Origin of the sequence: Kitasatospora purpeofusca, from assembly GCF_036010405.1 — a bacterium.
In the GTDB taxonomy this organism is placed as follows: Bacteria; Actinomycetota; Actinomycetes; order Streptomycetales; family Streptomycetaceae; genus Kitasatospora; species Kitasatospora purpeofusca.
Window position 1 is genome coordinate 2,890,888 of record NZ_CP108561.1, and the last position, 14,892, is coordinate 2,905,779.

The window sequence follows — 14,892 nt, forward strand, 5'->3', positions numbered from 1 at the left end:
ATGACCGAACGACGGCTGTCCGCCGCCCCCGCCACCCCGGTGGCGGCGGGCAGCCCCGCCCTGCTGCTGATCGCCCACGGCAGCCGCGACCCCCGGCACGCCGCCGCGGTCGCCGCCCTCGTCAGCCTGCTGCACCGGCTGCGCCCCGGCCTGGACGTCGCCACCGCCTACCTGGACCACTGCGCACCGCGGATCCCGCAGGTCACCGCCCGGCTCGACCGCGCCGCGATCGCCGTCCCGCTGCTGCTCAACCGGGCCTTCCACGCCAAGCACGACATCCCCGCCGCCCTCCGCGCCGCCGGCGCCGACCTGCCGCTCGCGGACGTGCTCGGGCCGTCCCCGCTGCTGCTCGCCGCACTCGACCGCCGACTCGCCGAGGCCGCGCCGGAACTCTCCTCCCCCGCCGCGCGCGACCGCACCGGTGTCGTCCTCGCCGCCGCCGGCTCCTCCGACCCGGCCGCCGACGCCGCCACCAGGGCGGTCGCCGCCGAATGGCGCCGCACCCGCGGCTGGGCCGCCGTCGAGGTCGCCTACGCCTCCGCCGGCGGGCCCCGCGTCCCCGACGCCGTCGCCGCCCTGCGCCGCGCCCCGGCCGTCGAACGGGTCGCCGTCTCCCCCTACCTGCTCGCCCCCGGCCTGCTCCCCGACCGCATCGCCGAAGCCGCCGGGGCCGCCGCCGACCACCTCGCCGACGTCCTCGCCCCCACCCCCGAGCTGGCCCGCCTCCTCCTCACCCGCTACGACGAGGCCCACGCGGCGACCCGCACGGCGACCGGCACACCCCGGGCCCTCACGGCCTGAACGGGCCCCGGGCCCAGCCCCAACGGCAGTACCGTGAGGCCATGAGCGTCGCCCACGACCACTACCCCGAGCTCCATGACCTCATCGACCGGCTGGACCCGGAGCAGGCCGAGGAAGTCCGCCGCCACGCCCTCCGTCTGGTGGACGAGGGCGAGGTTCCGCCACGCCATCGGCTGAGCTTCACCGGCATAGGAGTGAGTGCCGATCCTGACCTCGGCTCCGAGGCCAAGCAGACCATCCGGTCCGAGCTCAGGGGAGTCGACGAGTAGTTCCCGGTCAATCGTGCGCCAGAATGTTGTGCTCGGTGAGATCGGGGGCGTGGCGAGCCACCGTCCGGTAGTCGGCATCGTCGTGGAGCACGGTGAGCCCGTGGTGCGCGGCTGTCGCGGCGATCATGAGGTCGACCGCGGAGGCGCTCCGGTGCTGTCCGGCGAGGGCCATCCGGCGTTGCACGGTGTCGATCCATCGACCCGCGCCTTTCGGGACCGATACGTCGGGGTAGAGGTCCGCGAACATCTCCGCGATCTCGTCGTACTCCCTGCCGTCGCGCGCGGTGTAGAGGAACTCGGCGCGTTGCGGGTAGCACGAGGCGATCGACTGGGCGTCGATCGCCTCGTACCAGGCGGTCTGCAGTTTCGGGTCACGCAGCAACCGCACCAGGGCGGAGGTGTCGAGCAGGTAGATCACCGGGCGTCCTTCTCCGTCCGGTGCAGACGCTCCGCATCCTCGACGGCTCCCCAGTGGCGGGCCCGTTCGAAGTGGCGGCCGATGCGCGCCGCGCGCTCCTGCTGCTCGGCGTAGTACCGGAGCGCCAGGTTCACTGCTTCCTTCTTGGTTCGGACCCCGGCCAGTGACATGGCACGTTCCAGCGCCTCTTCGTCGATGTCGATCTGCGTCACGGACATCCCGCACCTCCGGCGAACGATGTTGGCGATGTACAAGCCATTGTATTCCATCAACATCTCCACCGACAGCCCTCAGCCCGCAGAGCCCAGGTGGACCGTGACCAGCCCCGCGGTGATCAGGGCGAGGCCGGCGAAGGTGGTCGGGGACGGGACCTCGTGGTGGACGGTGAGGGCGGTCAGGACGGTGCCGACGGTGCCGATGCCGGTGAAGACGGCGTAGCCGGGGCCGACCGGGAGGTCCTGGAGGGCGCGGGAGAGCAGGTAGACCGCGCCCAGCATGAGGGCGAGGCACAGGGCGCTCTGCGGGAGGCGGGTGAATCCGCGGGTCGGTTCGATCGACTGCGCCCAGGCGACCTCCACCACTCCCGCGAGCAGCAGCCAGAGCCACGGCACGGCGCTCAGTCCCCCCTCGGGATGCGGTAGCCGACCAGCTTGGTGCCGAGTTCGCCGGCCCGGTACAGCGCGTCGGCCAGCGACTCGCGGTGCTGCCCGAGCCGCCCGGCCAGGGCCGGGTCGACCAGGGAGTTGACGAGTTCGGCGGCGATCACCTCGGTGTCCTCGACCGCGTAGTGGCCCCGGAAGAAGTCGGTCAGGTAGCGGCCGTTGTGGTCGTAGGGCTCGCGCGGGGTGCCCGGGCCGTAGGCGCCGCCGCGGGCGGCGACCACCACGAACTTGCGCGGTGCGAGCACCATCCGGGGGAAGGTGACCTGGTCGATCCAGGCCTTGAGCGCGGACGGGATGCCGTAGTTGTACATCGGCGCGCCGACCAGGACGGCGTCGGCCGCGAGGAGTTCGTCGAGCAGCGGCCGGACCACCGCCCAGGCCTCCTGCTCCTGATCGGTGCGGACCGCCTCGGGGTAGCGGGCGGTGTCGGTGATCTCCTCGCGCTGGAGGGTGTCGCAGATCCGGGTCCAGCCCTCGCGGACGGGCGGGACGGGGTCGGCGGCGAGGTCGCGGTGGGTGACTTCGCCGCCACCGGCGCTCCAGGCGTCCGCGAAGGCGGCGCCGAGGCGGCGGGTGAAGGAGTCGGTGCGCGCGCTGCTGTCGAGGTGCAGGAGGTGGGACACGGTGAACTCCCGGGCGGTCTGGGCGGGACGGTACCGCCGACTTAAGCGGACACAGCATCCACTTGTCGACGCGCCCAACGATAAAGGGAAGCGGACACAGTGTCCACTTCCCTTGGAGGTGCCTTCGTTCTACCGTTGCTCCCCATGACCACCGAGCTCCCCATGGCCGACGGCCCGCCGCCCCGCGAACGGGCCGACGCCGCCCGCAACCGCGCCAAGGTGCTGGCCGCCGCCGAGCGGCTCTTCGCGGACGGCGACCCGACCGCCGTCACCATGGACGACATCGCCCGGGCCGCCGGCATCGGCCGCGGCACGCTCTACCGCCGCTACCCCGACCGCGCCTCGATCGCCCGCGCCCTGCTCGACGAGCACGAACGCGCCCTGCAGGAACGGCTGCTGCGCGGCGACCCGCCGCTCGGCCCCGGCGACCCGGCCGCCGGGACGGGCCCCGCCCCGGCGGAGCGGCTGACCGCCTTCTACGCGGCGATGGTCGAACTGCTGGAGACCCACGTCCACCTGGTGCTCGGCGCCGAGACCGGCGAGGCCCGCTACCGGACCGGCGCCCACGCCTTCTGGCGGCTGCACGTAGCCCACCTGGTGCGCGAGGCCGGCCGGCCGGACCCGGAGGTCCTGGCCGACCAGCTGCTCGCCCCGCTCGCCCCCGAACTGTTCCGCCACCAGCGGGAGCGGGGCATCACTCCGGAACGGATCACGGCCGGCCTCGCCGCCCTGGCCCGCGGCGCCCTGGGCCAGGGCTGAGCGGAGGTCGGACCGGCAGGCGCCGGACCTGGTCGGCACAGCCGTCACAGTCCCGGAGCCGGGCGGGGTGGTACCGGGCCGGTCTAGCCGGCCAGGGGCTTGGGTCCGAAGACGATCCGAGCGGAGGCCACCCACCCGCCGTAGATGCAGGAGGCGAAGATGGTGCCGTCACCGGTGCCCGGCCCAGCAGTCCAGAGCGGCTCGATGACAGGGAAGCCGTTCACGAATTCCTGGCAATAGCCCGAGATACCCCAGGTCTGCCGCGGATCGAGGCCCGTACAGGTCCCGACAACGGCGGTGATCCGGCCGGAGAGCGAGCAGTTCTCGGCGGCCACGGCGTCCGCGACCGGCGCGGGCGGCGTGACCTGCGGGCCGCTCCCGGCGGCATTGGCGGCGGGAGCGGTCAGCGCGGCGGCCCCGGCGAGCAGGGCGGTGGCGAGCATGGCGACGGTACGACGCACGGGGAGACTCCTAGGGGGTAGTGGGGAAAGGGCGGCGGCACGTCAGGCCGGCAGGTGCCAGACCTGGTTGGCGGCGCCGTTGCAGTCCCAGATCACGATCGGGCTCGCGTTGGAGGTGGAGTACGCGAACAGGTCCAGGCAGCGGCCGGACATCGGGTTGAACAGCGAGCCGTCGGCCCGGGCCTGCCACTGCTGGGCGCCGCCGCCGTTGCAGTCGTAGATCTGCACCGGGGTACCGATGGCGGTGTTGCCGCCCTGGACGTCCAGGCACTTGCCGAGCGCGTGGATGGTGCCGTTCGCGGCGATCTTCCAGGTCTGGGCGGCGTTGCCCAGGCAGTCGTAGATCTGCACCGGGGTGCCGTTGGCGTTGCTGCCGTAGCGGACGTCGACGCACTTGCCGCCGTACCCGGTGATCCGGCCGAACGGCCCGGGCTGGGGCTTGGGCCCGAAGATGATCTGGGCGAAGGCCACATTCCCGCCCTGGAGGCAGGACGCCCCCGCGGTGCCGTCACCGGTGGTGCTGCCAGTGCCGACGAGCGGCTCCGTGTACAGGACGCCGTTCACCACCTCCTGGCACCAGCCCGTGATGGCCCAGCTCTGCTCCGGGTCGAGGCCGGTGCAGGTTCCGTTGACGCCAACGGTGAAGAAGCGCAGCGAGCAGTTGTCGGCGGCCGCGGCGGCCGCGACCGGGGCGGGCGGTGCGGCCTGCGGGGTGGTACCCCCGGCCGCCTGGGCGGCGGGCGCGGTCAGCGCGGCGGCTCCCGCGAGCAGGGCGGTGGCGAACATGGCGGCGATACGACGCACGGGGAGACTCCTAGGGGGTAGTGGAGACAGGGCGACGGCACGTCAGACCGGCAGGTGCCACACCTGGTTGGCGGCGCCGTTGCAGTCCCAGATGCCGAGCTGGTTGCCGTTGGTGGTCGAGTAGCCCAGGTCGTCCAGGCAGCGGCCGGACTGCGGGTTGAGCAGCGAGCCGTCCGCCCGGGCCTGCCACTGCTGGGCGCCGGTGCCGTTGCAGTCGTAGATCTGCACCAGGGTCGCGTTGCCGGTGTTGCCGCCCTGCACGTCCAGGCACTTGCCGAAAGCGCGGACGGTGCCGTCGGTACCGACCTTCCAGGTCTGGGCGGCGTTGCCCAGGCAGTCCCAGATCTGGACCGGGGTGCTGTTGCCGTTGATGCCGCCGCGCACGTCCACGCACTTGTTCGCGTAGCCGCTGATCTGCCCCACCGGGCCGGCCGGGACGGCGGGACCGGCGACGATCCAGCCGGACTGCGGCATCGCGGTGCCGAAACAGGTGGCGGTGGCGCGGGTGTTGCCGGTGACCCAGCTGCTGTTGGCCGCCGAGTACACGGGGATCCCGTTGGTGCCGATGGTCTGGCAGGTGCCGGCGACCCGCCAGGTCTGCATGGGGTCGATGTCCGTACAGGTGCCGAGGAAGCCGAGGCCGGCCCGGGTGACGGTACAGCTGCCGGCGGTCAGGGCGGCCGGTGCCGCAGCGGTACCGGCGGCGGCCGGGGCACTCCCGGCGGCACTCGCGGTGGCGGGCGCGGTGAGGAGCGCGGCGGCTCCGGCGAGCAGGGCGGTGGCGAGCACGGTGGTGGTACGACGCACGGGGAAGCTCCTGGGTGGTGACGAGGGGGCGGGGGGAACGGCGCGTCAGGCGGGGACGTGCCAGACCTGGTTGGCGGCGCCGTTGCAGTCCCAGATGCCGAGCTGGTTGCCGTTCTCCGTGGAGAAGCCCAGGTCGTCCAGGCAGCGGCCGGACACCGGGTTGAGGATCGAGCCGTCCGCGCGGACCTGCCACTGCTGGGCGCCGGTGCCGTTGCAGGTGTACAGCTGGACCTTGGTGCCGTTGGCCGTGCCCGCACCGGTGACGTCCAGGCACTTGTTGAAGGCCCGGACGGTGCCGTCCACCGCGATCTTCCACTGCTGGGCGTTGGTGCCGTTGCAGTCGTAGATCTGGACGGGGGTGCGGTCGGCGCCGCTGGCACCCTTCACGTCCACGCACTTGTCCGCGTAGCCGGTGATCGGGCCGACCGGACCGGCGGGCTGGGTGGGGAGGCGGCCGGCGTAGACGATGTTCGGGAAGCTCAGGGTGTCGTTGATCCCGCAGGAGGCGACCGAGGTGCCGTCCCCGAACACCAGGCCGCCGATGGCGGTGCGGTAGAACGGCACGGTGTGGTTGGCGTTCCAGGACTGGCAGGTGACGGTGACGTACCAGCCCTGGAGCGGGTCGCTGCCGTTGCAGACGCCGTAGGCGTTCCAGCCTCCGGAGTAGGAGTAGCAGTTGGCCGCGGCCGGGGCGGCGGTGGCGGGCGTGGCGAGGGCGGCGGCTCCGCCCAGCAGGGCGGCAGCGCCGAGGAGCGCGGCGGTACGACGCATCGGGAAGGTCCTTCCGAAGACGATGAACCGGTCAGCCCTCCGACCGGGAACCGTGATGACGGTGTACCGGTTGTGGGGGCCGCGTGAAGCTTCGGGGCGATGTACGGCCACGGTCAACATCGCGGGGAAGTGATCACGCCAACGGTCCGTCCACGGACGGGCAGCGGTACGAACGGATGCGCGGGAACGGCAGCAGGCCGGGGCCCCGGACGATCCGTCCGGAAACCACCGGCCCGCGGCCGCGCGTGCGGAGCCGGAGTTGCGCTGGGCGTTCGGAGAACGGGGCGAGGACGCCGGAGGACGTGCGGACCGGTCTGTGGTCGCCGGTCGTCAGACGGCGATGCGCCACCGCTGGTTGACGCCGCCGACGCAGTCCCAGAGGATCAGCCGGATGCCGTCCTGACTGCTGGCACGCGGAACGTCGAGGCAGAGGTTGGTCCAGGCGTTGCGGATCGTGCCGTCGTCCCGGAACTCCCACTGCTCGTTCGAGCCGCCGAGGCAGTCGTCGAACACCACCGGTGTCTCGCGTCGCCAGCGCTCGGGTTCGGGCATCATGCAGAGCCCCTTGTACTCGAGCGTCCCGCCGACCGCTTGCTTGACGACCTGGTCCGCGGCGCCGCTGCACGGGTAGTACAGCGCGTTGTACCAGTACGCGAGCGAGTGGATCCTCGCCGTCACGCACTTGTCGAGATACCCCACGAGCGGCCCCTGGATGTACGGCCCGGGCAGGTCGCCGGCAGCCGCTCCGGACGGCACGCCCGAGTGCGGCGGAGCCGCCGCGGCCGCGACGGGGGCGACCAGAGTGACGGCCCCCGCCAGTAACAGGGTGACGAAAGGCACTGCGATTCGGCGCATCGGGGGCTCCCCTTCCAGGACTCGCCGCTGGGGTCAACCACCACCCCGGTCAGCCGCATTGACGGTCCGACAGATTGTCGGCCCGGTGGTCAGCCTCCGGGGTCGACAGTCCACTGTCAATATGGGTCCATGAGGTTCCCTCTGCGGGGGTACATGCGAACGGCCCGGCTCCCCCTTCGGAGGGGAGCCGGGCCGTCGGAAGGCAGATCGGTCAGTCGCCCTGGCGGCGCTGGCGGCCGGTGCCGTAGTTGGAGCCGGACTGGGAGCCGCTGCCCGGCTTCGCCCGCCCGGAGGAGCGGCCGATGAAGCCGGCCGCCTGGCGCGACGCGCCGCCCTGCCCGCCGCCCGCGGCGCCGGTGCGCTGCTTGGGCCGGGGCCGACGCGGGTTGCCGTTCATGTCGACGTCGGTCGGCAGCCCGGAGCGCTTGCCGGAGCGTCGGCGCGGGGAGCCGTTCTTCCCGGCGCTCCCACCCTCCGCGGCGGCCTGGACCGGAGCGGCCGGGGCGGGCACGGCCACGGTGACCGGCACGCCGCTCGGGGTGCGGGCACCGGTGATCCGGGTGAGCTCGACGTCGCCCGGGCGGATCTTCGTGGTGGTGGGACGGATCCCGGCCACCGTCAGCAGCCGGCTGACCTCGCGCCGCTGGTCCGGCAGGACGAGCGTGACGACGGTGCCGGACTCGCCGGCCCGGGCGGTGCGGCCGCCGCGGTGCAGGTAGTCCTTGTGGTCGATCGGCGGGTCGACGTTGACGACCAGGTCGAGGCCGTCGATGTGGATGCCGCGGGCGGCGACGTTGGTGGCGATCAGCGCGGTGACGTGCCCGTCGCGGAACTGGTCGAGCACCCGGTTGCGCTGCGGCTGGGACTTGCCGCCGTGCAGGGCGGCGGCCTTCACGCCGTTGGCCAGCAGCTGCTTGGCGAGCCGGTCCGCGCCGTGCTTGGTGTGCACGAACATGATCACGCGCCCCTCGCGGGAGGCGATGTGGGCGGTGGTGGACGCCTTGTCCGCCGGGTCCAGCTGGAGCAGGTGGTGGTCCATGGTGGTGACCGCGCCGGCCGAGGGGTCCACGGAGTGGGTCACCGGGTCGGTCAGGAAGCGCTTGACCAGCCGGTCGACGTTGCGGTCCAGGGTGGCGGAGAACAGCATCCGCTGCCCGCCCTCGGCGACCTGCTCCAGCAGCTTGGTGACCTGCGGCAGGAAGCCCATGTCGGCCATCTGGTCGGCCTCGTCGAGCACCGTGATCGCGACATCGGAGAGGTTGACGTCGCCGCGCCCGATCAGGTCGTCCAGTCGGCCGGGGGTGGCGACCAGGACCTCGGCGCCGCGTCGCACCGCGTTGGCCTGCCGGGTGATCGACATGCCGCCGACGACGGTGGCGATCCGCAGGTTGACGGCGGTGGCGTACGGGGTGAGGGCCTCGGTGACCTGCTGGGCCAGCTCGCGGGTGGGCGTCAGCACCAGCGCCAGCGGGTGGCGGGCGTCGGCCCGGCGGCCGGCGGTGCGCGCGAGCAGCGACAGGCCGAAGGCGAGGGTCTTTCCGGAGCCGGTGCGGCCGCGGCCGAGCACGTCGCGCCCGGCGATCGAGTCGGGGAGAGTGGCGGCCTGGATCGGGAACGGCTCGGTGACGCCCTGGCGGGTCAGCGTGCTCAGGATGCCCTTGGGGAGCTCCAGCTCGGCGAAGCTCGCCGCCGGCGGGCGGGCCGGGGTGCCCTCGACCACGGCGAAGTCGGCCGGCTCGGCGACCCGGGGGGCGTTGCGGCGCGGGGGCCGGGAGGAGGCGCCGGTGCGCGGGGCACCGGTACGCGGGGCGCCGCCGGTGCGGGGGGCGCCGGTGCGGGGCTTGCGGGAACGGCCGCCGTCGCGGTGCGGCTGGGCAGGGGTGGTCACAGGATCTCCGTCCAAAGCGTGACAGCCCCGGGTGAGGGGCTGGTCCGGCCGTCGGAAAGGAGTTCGCCGCCCCGGCCGTTCGGCGGCATGAGCGAGGGCCCGCACCGTGCGGTGCGGGCCCTCGCTACGCGAAATCGCGCGTCAGCGGAGGCTGACGTCAGCCGATGACGCGGATGTTCTCGGCCTGCGGGCCCTTCTGGCCCTGGGTGACGTCGAACTCGACCTTCTGGCCCTCGAGCAGCTCACGGAAACCCTGAGCCGTGATGTTCGAGTAGTGGGCGAACACGTCCGGGCCGCCAGTCTCCTGCTCGATGAAGCCGAAGCCCTTTTCGCTGTTGAACCACTTCACGGTGCCGGTAGCCATAACCGTCTCCTCTAACTGGGGCATCGGAGCCCACACCTCGTGGACCCCAAGTAGCCGCGATCCCCATCCGGAGGCTGAAACACCGGACAAAACAAATGCGCCTGTTGGTTGGTACCAGCAGGCGCACACATACGTTCATGGGAACCAAAACTGCAACTGATACGACTCTAGCACGTCCGCACCCCGATTGACCGGGGAGTTTCTGCCGCACAGATCACGTTTGCCGGATCGGCGGAACGGGCAAACGGCGCCCGCCGTGAGGCGGGCGCCGTCCGTGTCAGCGCTGGTCGGAAAGGCGGTCAGCGCCGCCCGGCCGACTCCGGCAGACCGTGGGCGCTGGGCGCGCCCGCCGCCGGAACGGCCTCGCCGTGGCCACCGGTGGCGTCGCCGCCGTGACCGGGCCACCAGGCCGCCTTGCCGACCAGCGCGGTGAGCGCCGGAGTGAAGAACATCGCCATCACGAAGGCCGCCAGCGCGATGCCGAAGGCCATGCCGAAGCCGAACTCCAGCATGAAGATGTTGCCCGCGAGCATGAAGGTCGCGAACGACACCGCCAGGATGAAGCCGGCCGCCGCGACGGTCGGGCCGCCGTGGCGCACGGCCTCACGGGCCGCCTCGCGCGGGGAGCGGCCCGCGCGGGCCTCCTCGCGCAGTCGGGCGATGATCAGGATGTTGTAGTCGGTCCCGATCGCCACCACGAAGAGGTAGATCAGGATCGGCAGCATGAACATCATGCCGTGCTCGCCCTTGATGTTCTGGAACAGCAGGGTCGAGGAGCCGAGGGTCGCGGTGAAGCCGAGGCCCACCGAGGCCATCAGGTACCAGGGGGCGACCACGCTGCGCAGCTGGAGGGCCAGGATCAGCAGGATCAGCAGACCCGCTATCGGGAACACCAGCTTGTAGTCGTGGGACATCGCCAGGTTGATGTCCTTGTAGATCGCGCTGATGCCGCCGACCTTCGCGTCGGTGCCGGACGGCGCCTCGGCGTGGGCGACCTTGCGCAGCTCGGTGACCGTGTCGATCGCGTCGTTGCTGGACGGCTCGTGCTTGAGGAGCACGGTGAAGTCCGCCGTCGCACCGTCCTTGCTGAGCTGCGGCGTCGCGGCGGCCTCGGAGACGCCGGGGACGGCACCGAGCTTGGCGGCGTAGCCGGCGAACGAGCTCTGGTCGAGCTTCCCCCCGCCGTCGACCGTCAGGTAGACGTGCGTCGGGTCCGCGGCACCGGCCGAGAAGCCGTTGACCAGCTTGTCCTGGACGACCATCGACTCCGCGGTCTTGGGCATGGAGCTGCCCGCGAGGTCGAAGGTGCCGTTGTAGCCGAGGGCGCCGGCGGTCAGGGCCAGCAGCACACCGCCGGAGGCGACGGCCACCAGGGCCGGCCGCTTCTCGACGACGCGGCCGAGGGCGGCGAACCGGGCGTCGCTCGGCTCGCGCATCCACTTCTTGCCGGGCCAGAACACCCCGCGGGCCGGGATGACCGCGAGCACGGCCGGGACCAGGGTGAGCGAGGAGAAGGCGGTGACGACGACCGCGATGGCCAGCGCCGGGCCGAGCGCCTTGAACATGCCGAGGCTGGAGAGGATCAGCACCGCGAAGGCGACGGTGACCGCGCCGGCCGCGGAGGCGATGGCCTCGCCGACCCGGGCGACGGCGTTGACCACGGCCTCCTGCCGGGTGTCGCCCGCCCGCAGCCGCTCTCGGTAGCGGAAGGCGAGGAACAGGAAGTAGTCGGTGCCGACACCGAGCACGACGACGATGAGGATCGCCGACAGCACCGGGGTGGACTTCAGGTCGAACGCCTTGGTGGCGTAGGCGATCAGGCCGTTCGCGGTCGGCATCGCGATCATCAGCGAGAGCAGCACCGGCAGGAGGCCGGCCAGCACGCTGCGGAAGATCAGGCCGACGATGATCGCGACCAGGACGACGCTGCTGATGGCGATGACGGCGTCGGCCGCGCCGGAGGACTCCTTCTGGTCCAGCTGCTGGGCGGCCTGGCCGCCGAGCTGGTACTTCAGGTCGGTGCCCTCGGCGAGCTTCTTGCCCTCGTCACGGACCGACTTGGCGACCTCGCCGAACTTCTCCGAGTTCTGGGTCGTCTTGTCGATGGCGATCGGCGCCAGCGCGTACTTGCCGTCCTTGGAGGTCGTCTGGTCGCTGACCGGGACGACCTGCTCGACGTGCTCGATCTTCTTGTCGGTGAGGCCCTGGACGATCTTCGCCACGGCGGCCTTGTCGGCGGCCGTCAGCGGGGCGCCGTCGTTGCGCTCGAACAGGGCGAGCGCGGAGGGCGTGAAGCTCGCCGGGAACGCCTGCTCCTGCAACTGCGCGGCCTGGATGGACTCGTAGTGCTTGGGGAGGAATGCGGCCTCGTCGGTCTGGGCCGTGATCTTCGGGGCCGAGACGGCGATGGCGATCATCGCGACGACCCACGCCGCGATCACCCACCAGGCACGGCGGACGACAAAATGTCCTAGTCGGTGGAACATGCTCGTGATGCCTCCTGGGCATGGTTCACCGCAGCCCTCGGGGGACGGGACGTCGGGCGACGGATCGGATCGGCCCGACTTGTGCGGGGCACAGGTCTAGCCGGTCGGCAGGTAAGTACTCAGAGGGACTCATCCTACGGTCACTTGCTAGCCGACCGGCAAGCAGTTTTCCCCGTGACCCCGTTGCCGCAGTCCGACCCCCTCAGGGACGCCGCAAAGTGTCCCCGAGCCATTTTCGCGTGCGGAGGACCGGCTTGCCCTCGTACTCGGGGTGGAGACGGCTCCCCCTCAGGGTGGAGCTTGCTCCCCTGCCCCCAGGAGGAGACATCAGGGTTGCGGGGTAGGGAAAACCCCACCCCACCCCCGAGGAAGACCACAGGGAGCACTCCCCCGCCAGCCGGATACCCCGTCAGCAACCGCTTCCCTAGTGTCGATCACGACGCCGGACCGCACCCGGCGCCCCACTCCGGCGGCCGACCACCGCCGTACACCCGGCCCGCGCCCGCCACCGGCGCCGGCCGCTCTTCCAGGGGGAACCGTGAAGACCAAGCCCGGCATGGCCGCCGCCATGGGCGCCTGGAGCGCCCGGCACAGAAAGACCGCCGTCTTCGGCTGGCTGCTGTTCGTCGTCCTCGCCACCTTCCTCGGCGGCCTGCACGGCAGCACCCAGGTCGACGAGGCCGAGGCGATGCCCGGCCAGGTCTCCCGGGCCGCCCAGATCCTCGACCGGGCCGGACTCAAGTCCCCCTCCACCGAGACCGTCCTGATCCAGAGCACCGACCGGACCGCCGACGCCCCCGCCTTCCGCGCCGTCGTCGACCAGGTGATCGCCGGGGTCAACGCCACCGGCAGGGCCACCGACGTCCGCTCCCCCTACGACACCAAGGCCGTCTCCGCCGACGGCCGCTCCGCGCTCGTCCAGCTCACCGTGCGGGGCGACCACGAGGAGGCCACCGCGAACGTCGGCGCCGTGGTCGACGCCGTCGCCGCCGTCCAGAAGCAGCACCCCGACCTCACCGTGGTGGAACTCGGCGACGCCAGCTCAGGCAAGTGGATGGACGAGCAGTTCGCCGACGACTTCGCCCGCGCCGAGTGGACGGCCGTCCCCCTCGCCCTCGGCATCCTGCTGGTCGCCTTCGGCGCGCTGGTCGCCGCCGTCCTGCCCGTCCTGCTCGCGATCACCGCCTTCGTCGCGGCCGGCGGACTCGTCGCCCTCAGCAGCGGGATCCTGCACACCAGCAACAGCGCCAGCTCGGTGATGCTGCTGGTCGGCCTCGCCGTCGGCGTCGACTACTGCCTCTTCTACCTGCGCCGCGAACGCGAGGAGCGGGCCGCCGGACGCGACCTCGACACCGCGCTGCGGATCGCCGCCGCCACCAGCGGCCGGGCCGTGCTGGTCTCCGGCGTCACCGTGGTGATCGCCATGGCCGGCATGTTCCTCACCGGCATCGCCGAGTTCAAGGCCATGGCGTACGCCACCATCGTGGTCGTCGTCACCGCCGTGCTCGGCTCGCTCACCGTGCTGCCCGCACTGCTCTCGATGCTCGGCGACCGGGTCGACAAGGGCCGGGTGCCCATCCTCCACCGGCTCCGCCGCCCCGACGCCGCCACCACCGGCGGCCGGTTCTGGAACGCCGTGCTCACCCCGGTGCTGCGCCGCCCGCTGGCCGCCGCCGCCCTGTCCGGCGCCGTCCTGATCGGCCTGGCCGCGCCGCTCCTCACCATGCACACCGCCAACCTGACCTTCCAGCAGCAGTTGCCGAAGGGCAACGAGCTGGTCGCCGTCTCGCAGAAGATCGAGGCGGCCTTCCCCGGCAGCCCCGCGCCCGCCTCCGTGGTGATCAAGGCCACCGACATCGACTCCCCCGCGATGACCGCCGCGATCGCCGACCTCAAGGCCCGCGCCCTGGCCTCCGGCCGGATGCACGGACCGGTCGACGTCACCGTCCACCCCGAGCAGAACGTCGCCACCGTCGACATCCCGCTCAACGGCAGCGGCAACGACTCGGTCAGCAACGCCGCCCTGCGCACCCTGCGCGAGGACCTCGTGCCCGCCACCGTGCTCACGGTGCCCGGCACCGAGGCCCCGGTCACCGGCCGCACCGCCGGCTCCTACGACTTCAACGCCAAGATGACCGGCTCGATGCCGGTGGTCTTCGGCTTCGTGGTGGCCTTCGCCTTCCTGCTCATGCTCACCTCCTTCCGCTCGCTGGCCGTCGCCGGCACCGCCGTGGTGCTCAACCTGCTCTCGGTCGGCGCCGCGTACGGGGTGCTGACCCTGGTCTTCCAGCACGGCGTCGGGGCCTCGCTGCTCGGCACCGCGGGCGTCGGCGCGGTCGAGTCCTGGGTGCCGCTGTTCCTCTTCGTGATCCTCTTCGGCCTCTCGATGGACTACCACGTCTTCGTGGTCTCCCGGATCAAGGAGGGCCGCGACCGGGGCCTGCCCACCCGGGCCGCGATCGCCCACGGCATCCGCTCCACGGCCGGGGTGGTCACCAGCGCGGCCGTGATCATGGTGGCGGTCTTCGCGGTCTTCGGCACCCTCTCCATGCAGGCCATGAAGCAGATGGGCGTCGGCCTCGCGGTCGCGGTGCTGATCGACGCGACGATCATCCGCGCGGTGCTGCTGCCCTCGGTGATGACCCTGCTCGACGAGCGCAACTGGTACCTGCCGCGCTGGCTCGCCTGGCTGCCCGACTTCTCCCACACCGAGACCGTCCCGCCGCTCGGGACGGGCGCCCCGCTCGCCCCGGCCGCCACCGGCGCCGGTGCCACCACCGCCGCCGAACCGCACGTCCCGCAGGCCCGGCACCGCCGGATCGGGGTCTGACCCTTCCCCGCCGGGCCCCGGGCCCGCAGACCCCGGACACCCGCCGGGCCCCGCGTCGCGCGGGGCCCGGCACCCGTTTGCCAGAATGATCGCC

Annotated in this window: 16 protein-coding genes; 4 read left to right on the forward strand and 12 right to left on the reverse strand. The window is 72.3% G+C overall.

Annotated features, from left to right (window positions below):
• Positions 1–801, forward strand: a complete 801-nt coding sequence (locus tag OG715_RS12420; protein ID WP_266268733.1) for a sirohydrochlorin chelatase — start codon at positions 1–3, stop codon at positions 799–801.
• 41 nt (positions 802–842) lie between these two features.
• Positions 843–1,070, forward strand: a complete 228-nt coding sequence (locus tag OG715_RS12425; RefSeq protein ID WP_266268734.1) for a hypothetical protein — start codon at positions 843–845, stop codon at positions 1,068–1,070.
• A gap of 7 nt (positions 1,071–1,077) precedes the next feature.
• On the opposite strand, the gene OG715_RS12430 is transcribed toward OG715_RS12425, so the two are convergent.
• The 4 genes from OG715_RS12430 to OG715_RS12445 form a co-directional block, all read right to left on the reverse strand.
• Positions 1,078–1,488 (reverse strand): PIN domain-containing protein, encoded by a 411-nt coding sequence (locus OG715_RS12430; RefSeq protein WP_266268735.1) that lies wholly within the window; start codon positions 1,486–1,488, stop codon positions 1,078–1,080.
• The gene (locus tag OG715_RS12435; RefSeq protein ID WP_266268737.1) at positions 1,485–1,706 is read right to left on the reverse strand and encodes a type II toxin-antitoxin system VapB family antitoxin; all 222 of its coding nucleotides are present in this window, start codon (positions 1,704–1,706) and stop codon (positions 1,485–1,487) included. Before OG715_RS12435 ends, OG715_RS12430 begins: the two co-directional genes overlap by 4 nt.
• Before the next feature lie 72 nt (positions 1,707–1,778).
• Positions 1,779–2,099: a DMT family transporter gene (locus tag OG715_RS12440; RefSeq protein ID WP_266268738.1), complete on the reverse strand. Its 321-nt coding sequence runs from the start codon at positions 2,097–2,099 to the stop codon at positions 1,779–1,781.
• A gap of 5 nt (positions 2,100–2,104) precedes the next feature.
• Positions 2,105–2,773 carry an FMN-dependent NADH-azoreductase gene (locus OG715_RS12445; protein WP_266268739.1) on the reverse strand — a complete coding sequence of 223 codons (669 nt, stop codon included), beginning with the start codon at positions 2,771–2,773 and terminating at the stop codon, positions 2,105–2,107.
• A gap of 144 nt (positions 2,774–2,917) precedes the next feature.
• Between OG715_RS12445 and OG715_RS12450 the strand changes: the two genes are divergently transcribed.
• Complete coding sequence (locus tag OG715_RS12450) at positions 2,918–3,532, forward strand: TetR/AcrR family transcriptional regulator (RefSeq protein ID WP_266268740.1); 615 nt, start codon at positions 2,918–2,920, stop codon at positions 3,530–3,532.
• Positions 3,533–3,615: 83 nt separating this feature from the next.
• Here OG715_RS12450 and OG715_RS12455 read toward each other — a convergent pair whose 3' ends face one another.
• The 8 genes from OG715_RS12455 to OG715_RS12490 all read right to left on the reverse strand — a co-directional run bounded on the left by OG715_RS12455 (position 3,616) and on the right by OG715_RS12490 (position 11,923).
• On the reverse strand, positions 3,616–3,993 hold the full coding sequence (locus tag OG715_RS12455) for a hypothetical protein (protein WP_266268741.1): 378 nt from the start codon (positions 3,991–3,993) through the stop codon (positions 3,616–3,618).
• A gap of 42 nt (positions 3,994–4,035) precedes the next feature.
• Positions 4,036–4,797, reverse strand: a complete 762-nt coding sequence (locus tag OG715_RS12460; protein WP_266268743.1) for a ricin-type beta-trefoil lectin domain protein — start codon at positions 4,795–4,797, stop codon at positions 4,036–4,038.
• Between the two features lie 42 nt (positions 4,798–4,839).
• Complete coding sequence (locus OG715_RS12465) at positions 4,840–5,604, reverse strand: ricin-type beta-trefoil lectin domain protein (protein WP_266268744.1); 765 nt, start codon at positions 5,602–5,604, stop codon at positions 4,840–4,842.
• Between the two features lie 45 nt (positions 5,605–5,649).
• A complete protein-coding gene (locus OG715_RS42395; RefSeq protein WP_407660969.1) occupies positions 5,650–6,375 on the reverse strand; it encodes a ricin-type beta-trefoil lectin domain protein in 726 nt (241 codons plus the stop codon).
• Between the two features lie 330 nt (positions 6,376–6,705).
• Complete coding sequence (locus tag OG715_RS12475) at positions 6,706–7,230, reverse strand: RICIN domain-containing protein (RefSeq protein ID WP_266268745.1); 525 nt, start codon at positions 7,228–7,230, stop codon at positions 6,706–6,708.
• 211 nt (positions 7,231–7,441) lie between these two features.
• The gene (locus tag OG715_RS12480) at positions 7,442–9,118 is read right to left on the reverse strand and encodes a DEAD/DEAH box helicase (protein ID WP_266268746.1); all 1,677 of its coding nucleotides are present in this window, start codon (positions 9,116–9,118) and stop codon (positions 7,442–7,444) included.
• A gap of 157 nt (positions 9,119–9,275) precedes the next feature.
• A complete protein-coding gene (locus OG715_RS12485; protein WP_030391310.1) occupies positions 9,276–9,482 on the reverse strand; it encodes a cold-shock protein in 207 nt (68 codons plus the stop codon).
• A gap of 299 nt (positions 9,483–9,781) precedes the next feature.
• Positions 9,782–11,923, reverse strand: a complete 2,142-nt coding sequence (locus OG715_RS12490) for an MMPL family transporter (RefSeq protein ID WP_323182117.1) — start codon at positions 11,921–11,923, stop codon at positions 9,782–9,784.
• 601 nt (positions 11,924–12,524) lie between these two features.
• On the opposite strand from OG715_RS12490, the gene OG715_RS12495 reads away from it, so the two are divergent.
• Entirely contained in the window at positions 12,525–14,798 is a 2,274-nt protein-coding gene (locus OG715_RS12495; RefSeq protein WP_266271652.1) for an MMPL family transporter, read from the forward strand.
• Positions 14,799–14,892 lie beyond the last annotated feature (94 nt).

Bases quoted from the DNA above. Each gene is read 5' to 3' on its own strand.
- OG715_RS12425 (WP_266268734.1), top strand. From the start codon at position 843: ATGAGCGTCGCCCACGACCACTACCCCGAGCTCCATGACCTCATCGAC.
- OG715_RS12495 (WP_266271652.1), top strand. From the start codon at position 12,525: ATGGCCGCCGCCATGGGCGCCTGGAGCGCCCGGCACAGAAAGACCGCC.
- OG715_RS12450 (WP_266268740.1), top strand. From the start codon at position 2,918: ATGACCACCGAGCTCCCCATGGCCGACGGCCCGCCGCCCCGCGAACGG.
- OG715_RS12435 (WP_266268737.1), bottom strand. From the start codon at position 1,706: ATGTCCGTGACGCAGATCGACATCGACGAAGAGGCGCTGGAACGTGCC.
- OG715_RS12485 (WP_030391310.1), bottom strand. From the start codon at position 9,482: ATGGCTACCGGCACCGTGAAGTGGTTCAACAGCGAAAAGGGCTTCGGC.
- OG715_RS12420 (WP_266268733.1), top strand. From the start codon at position 1: ATGACCGAACGACGGCTGTCCGCCGCCCCCGCCACCCCGGTGGCGGCG.
- OG715_RS42395 (WP_407660969.1), bottom strand. From the start codon at position 6,375: ATGCGTCGTACCGCCGCGCTCCTCGGCGCTGCCGCCCTGCTGGGCGGA.
- OG715_RS12475 (WP_266268745.1), bottom strand. From the start codon at position 7,230: ATGCGCCGAATCGCAGTGCCTTTCGTCACCCTGTTACTGGCGGGGGCC.